Here is a 5,248-nt window from a genome sequence, read left to right on the forward strand (position 1 = left end):
CTGCCAAGCTTTCGCTAAAACTGCCAGCATAATCATAAATCAGCGGTATCACCACCTTGCCTGTTTTATCAACAAAGCCGTATTTGCCATCTTTTCTAACCCATGCTATGCCTTCACTAAGACAGTCAATATAATTATAATCATAACCATAAACATCAGGTATATCACATTCATCAGCATATGCCGTAGGTATGGACAATGCCAATAGGGTGCTAATGGCAAGTGCAGAGATGCGTTTCATACATTTTCCTTAAAAATCAACGGTGAATAACAAACAAAATTTGTATCATCTTATAAAAATTGTGTTGTATTTGCAAGGACAAAAAATCCCCAAAAATATTATCTTTTTTGGGGATTTGATGGATTATTGGGCGGATTTTACGATTTCATCTGCCCAGTCAAACAGTGCGTCCAAATCATAATCACCACCGTGTCCTACGCCCCACGGTAGGGCAAAATCAACATTCTTGCCGTTATTCTGTAGGGCGGTCGCTAGGATGACTGGCACAGCAAGCGACGTATCATTATCCTTAGCGCCATGGCGGATACGCCAATGCTGAGTGGGGCTGGTGGCGATGTAATTCATGGCGTTCATCATCTTGATTGCCTGGGTATCCGCCATAGTGCCTTGCCCGTATTTTTTGCCAAAGGCGGTAAAATGCTGATTGTTGGTAGTGGCATTGCCAAATAAATTATTCTCACCACTTGCTAGGGTGACATCATCAAAAGCGGGCACGCCTTTACCACGTCCCAGATAATTTAAATAGCCATCAAAACTGTCAATGTAGTAAGGATTGGCGGATTTTCGCTGCACCAAAAAGTCAAATTCATTCATATCCGTGCCATTCTTAAAGGCGACATTGGCAGATTGATTCAGATGGTGGATGATTTCATCCTTGAAGGTGCCATTGCCTTGGCTGTCTAGGGTTAATAACTGTCCGTTTTGTCCTTTTAATTTTAATCCATTGACATAGCTTGGGAAGCTGGATTTTAGTTCATTTGACCATAGCTTTTGTTCGTCGGTGAGGCTTGCTTTTACGCGTTCTCGTTTGACGTTATAATCCAGCATGCTGATGTGCATTTTTTGATAATCGTTGATGCCATTGAACTGCCATTCGTATGCCATGTCGGCATTCTCAAGGTTGGTGATCGGGCAGTAGGCAGAGACGGCAAAGACGCCATCATCGGCATTCATGATGGCGCCAGCTTGTCTTAATTGATCATCGTAGTCGGCATTCGCGCCACTCGCGCCAAGCAGGGCAGACATTGCTCCGCCTGCAGATGTGCCATTACTGATGATGCGGTCGGCTCGTCCTGCCATGAGTCTGTCATTGGCTTTTAGGTAGCGGATGGCGGATTTTAAATCGATGATGGCTGCAGGTGCCTTACCTGTGTAATTGCCATCTGTGCCAAGCGTTCGACCTCTGGCACCTGCACTTGCCACGACATAGCCACGCAGTAGGGCGGTATTGACGCTGCTGGCTTGTGGTTTGCCGTCGCGGCCAGATCTGACCTCAGTCGTCATGGGCTTGGCAGGCATATAGCCACCGATGCCATTAGGGAAAAATATCGGTGCGGTGTCCGCCGTATAGCCGTTAATGATCCCATCTGTAAAGTAACTCTCAGGGATGTAGATATTCATCACTTGGTAATCAGGCTCGGTAGGGCTAGTGACGTAGGGAATGTTCTCGTATGCGCGTACGCTAAGGCTTTGACCGTCTTGGCTGATGGTGATGGATTTATAGTTATTTGGGTTGAACTTTAGCGATTGTAGGGTGCTTGTGGTATTGGCTTGGGAGTCGCCAACGTGCGTTGTGCAAGCGTTTAAACTTAAAACGGCAGCGCAGGACAGGGCGATGGTTGTGAATTTTTTCATGATGTTATGCTCAGTGAGCCAATAAAATATCGCTATCATAAAGCATTTAAATGAGAAATAAAATCATTTATACAAAATTAAACAAAAAGGAAATTTTGTAAATGATAACAACTCATAAAATCTTGGCATATCGTGATATACATTGACTAAAATCAATACTCAAAAGCGGCGGTAGTTTTATGATGACAAAACCACACAACTTTTAATGAATTCTTACTGAAACACTCGGTTATAAATTAATCTGATGGTAACGATTGATTTTATATAATGTACAGATTGGCTAAATAAATTTCTTCTAAATCCATAGAAAGATTGTGTATATAAAGTTTCAATAAGTAGTCTAACGATTAATTACAAATAGCCAACCTGATTTTTGGAGGTAGCCATGAAGCGTTTGGGTATGTCAGCGATGATGCTGGCGATTTTGGTCGCTGCTGTTGCAGTGCTGTTCGTGGGATTGTTCGCATTGATGGAATTTGCACGCCCACAACAGACAACCGTGGCGAAGGCTGATGCGTCAGCACCATAGCAGATTGAGCCATTGGTGAGTGTGCGTACTGATGAGCCAATCAAGCCCATCCAGCCTGCAGTGATCGAGAGTGCAGCGGTGATAGAATTGGGTAAAAAACTGTGGTTCGACCCACGTCTGTCTAAGTCAGGCGGCCTATCTTGTAACTCATGTCATAACCTTGCCATGGGTGGTACGGACAACATGACCACCTCTATCGGTCATAAGTGGGCAGAAGGTCCGATCAACTCTCCAACCGTCCTAAACAGTGGCTTGGCAATCGCACAGTTCTGGGATGGACGTGCTAAGAACCTACAAGAGCAAGCAGGCGGTCCAATCGAGAACCCGCTTGAGATGGCATCTACCCATGAGCACGTGGTTAAAGTTCTAAACAGCATCCCTGCCTATCAAGACGAGTTCAAGGCAGCCTTTAGTGATTATCAAGATGGCATCACCATCGAACAAATCACCAAGGCGCTAGCAAGCTTTGAAGATACGTTGGTAACACCAAATAGCCGTTTTGACCAATGGTTGGCAGGCGACGACAAAGCGATCAACGAACAAGAACTTCGCGGTTATCAAACTTTCAAACAATCAGGCTGTGTGGCGTGCCATAATGGCGAATTGCTTGGCGGTGGTTCGTTCCAGAAGTTTGGCGTATTTGAACAATACACCACTAAAAACCTAGCCGAAGGTCGCTTTGCAGTGACTGGTAAGCCAGAAGATAAGATGATGTTTAAAGTACCAACGCTTAGAAACATTGAGCTAACCTATCCGTACTTCCATGACGGTCAAGTGAACTCATTAGAAGAAGCGGTACAAATCATGGGCAAAATTCAGCTGAACAAAGAATTCACCGATGCAGAAACGGCAGACATCGTGGCATTCTTAAGAACCCTAACCGGTGACCAACCGAAATTCCAATATCCACAGTTGCCACCATCTAACCCGAACACTCCGCTGCCAAATCCATTTGGTGAATAATACGGGCTTAGATATTAGCTTAAGCATCAAAAAACAAGACGGCCTCATGGCCGTCTCGTTGTGTTCATGGCTGTATTTGCCAATGTAAAACATGATATAATTAGCCATTTTTTAAACGACGATCAGACATCATGAGCCAATTATCCCAAGAAATCAATTCTCGCCGTACATTCGCCATTATCTCGCACCCTGATGCAGGTAAAACCACCATGACCGAAAAGCTCCTACTGTGGGGCAAGGCAATCCAAGTCGCTGGCGAAGTGCGTGGACGTAAAGCCGACCGCCATGCGACATCCGACTGGATGAGCATGGAGCAAGAGCGTGGTATCTCTATCACGACATCGGTCATGCAATTTCCCTATAAAAATCATGTGGTTAATCTACTAGACACGCCCGGACACGCCGACTTTTCAGAAGACACTTACCGCACGCTCACTGCTGTGGATAGTGCGTTAATGGTCATTGACGGAGCCAAAGGCGTGGAAGAGCGGACGATTAAGCTCATGGAAGTGTGCCGTATGCGTGATACGCCCATTATTTCATTTGTCAATAAACTTGACCGTGAGATTCAAAATCCGCTTGCCGTGCTTGACGAGATTGAAAGCGTCCTAAAAATCAAATGCGTGCCGTTTGCCTATCCCATTGGCATGGGGCAAGATTTTGTGGGGGTGTATAGTTTTGTGGATAACAAGACTTACTTTTATAAAAAAGGCTTTGGTTCACAAATCACAGATATCGAGAGCCGAGACGGTTATGACCATGCCGACATTAAGGACAGGCTTGGGCAGATTTTGTGGGACGAGTTTATGGACAACATTGAACTTGCCCAAATGGCGTATGAAGACTGGGACGTGAGCGAATTTTTGGCAGGGCGACAAACACCTGTCTTGTTCGGCACGGCTCTGGGTAACTTTGGCGTGAACATGATTTTGGACGTGTTGACCCAATATGCTCCGCCCCCAAAAGACCATGTGGCGGTAGAACGCACCGTCAAAGCGGACGAGCCTGCCTTTACGGGCTTTGTCTTTAAAATTCAAGCCAATATGGATCCCAAACACCGAGACCGTGTCGCCTTTATGCGAGTGTGTTCGGGCAAATACGAGCGTGGCATGAAAATGAACCATGTGCGTATCGGCAAAGAAGTGCGAGTGTCGGACGCTTTGATGTTCCTAGCAGGCGACCGTGAAGCGTTGGATGAAGCGTACGCTGGCGACATCATTGGCTTGCATAATCACGGCACGATACAGATTGGCGATAGCTTCACGAGTGGCGAGACCTTGAATTTTACAGGCATTCCGCACTTTGCTCCTGAACTGTTTCGCCGTGTGGTGCTAAAAGACCCGATGAAATCCAAGCAATTACAAAAGGGCTTACAGCAACTCTCCGAAGAAGGAGCGACCCAAGTGTTTATGCCCCAAATCAATAACGACCTGATTTTGGGGGCGGTGGGTGTGCTACAATTTGAAGTGGTGGCACATCGCTTGCTAGAAGAATATAAAGTGCAATGCACCTTTGAGCCGATTAGTATCGCTACCGTGCGTTGGGTGCATTGTGATGACAAAGTCGCCTTTGAAAAATTTAAGAAAAAAGCCCATGACCAGCTGTCGGTGGACGGTGGTGGGTATCTGACCTACCTTGCCCCAAGCCGTGTGAACTTACAGCTTATGCAAGAGCGGTATCCAGAAGTGGAATTTCGGGCGACTAGGGAGCATTGATAAAATTTCGGCAGTAAAACCGCTTTATGGGCGGTTTTTTCACACTTGATAAATAAATGGACTTGATTAAATGAAACTTCCTTCTCATCTACAACGTCCATTTTTTAAAGTCATTTTAGGAAATGATGATATAAAAGCGTTAGAAACTTGGATATATCACGAGCC

General features: G+C 45.5%; 5 protein-coding genes. 3 read left to right on the forward strand and 2 right to left on the reverse strand.

Going from position 1 to position 5,248, the window contains the following annotated elements; genetic code table 11:
• A partial coding sequence (locus GY683_RS00480; RefSeq protein ID WP_297286885.1) for a WG repeat-containing protein occupies positions 1–241 on the reverse strand: 241 nt, incomplete at its 3' end.
• A 123-nt stretch (positions 242–364) separates the two neighbouring features.
• Positions 365–1,876, reverse strand: coding sequence for a subtype B tannase (locus GY683_RS00485; protein ID WP_297286886.1), 1,512 nt, complete (start codon positions 1,874–1,876; stop codon positions 365–367).
• 385 nt (positions 1,877–2,261) lie between these two features.
• On the opposite strand from GY683_RS00485, the gene GY683_RS00490 reads away from it, so the two are divergent.
• The 3 genes from GY683_RS00490 to GY683_RS00500 all read left to right on the forward strand — a co-directional run bounded on the left by GY683_RS00490 (position 2,262) and on the right by GY683_RS00500 (position 5,083).
• Positions 2,262–2,405: a hypothetical protein gene (locus GY683_RS00490; RefSeq protein WP_297286887.1), complete on the forward strand. Its 144-nt coding sequence runs from the start codon at positions 2,262–2,264 to the stop codon at positions 2,403–2,405.
• A 15-nt stretch (positions 2,406–2,420) separates the two neighbouring features.
• Complete coding sequence (locus GY683_RS00495) at positions 2,421–3,368, forward strand: cytochrome-c peroxidase (RefSeq protein ID WP_297286888.1); 948 nt, start codon at positions 2,421–2,423, stop codon at positions 3,366–3,368.
• A 131-nt stretch (positions 3,369–3,499) separates the two neighbouring features.
• Positions 3,500–5,083 carry a peptide chain release factor 3 gene (locus GY683_RS00500; protein ID WP_297286889.1) on the forward strand — a complete coding sequence of 528 codons (1,584 nt, stop codon included), beginning with the start codon at positions 3,500–3,502 and terminating at the stop codon, positions 5,081–5,083.
• Positions 5,084–5,248: the final 165 nt, after the last annotated feature.

Source organism: Moraxella sp. (assembly GCF_024227015.1).
Taxonomy (GTDB): Bacteria; Pseudomonadota; Gammaproteobacteria; order Pseudomonadales; family Moraxellaceae; genus Moraxella.

Coding starts and splice junctions, on each gene's coding strand:
- GY683_RS00500 (WP_297286889.1), top strand. CDS start 3,500: ATGAGCCAATTATCCCAAGAAATCAATTCTCGCCGTACATTCGCCATT.
- GY683_RS00485 (WP_297286886.1), bottom strand. CDS start 1,876: ATGAAAAAATTCACAACCATCGCCCTGTCCTGCGCTGCCGTTTTAAGT.
- GY683_RS00490 (WP_297286887.1), top strand. CDS start 2,262: ATGAAGCGTTTGGGTATGTCAGCGATGATGCTGGCGATTTTGGTCGCT.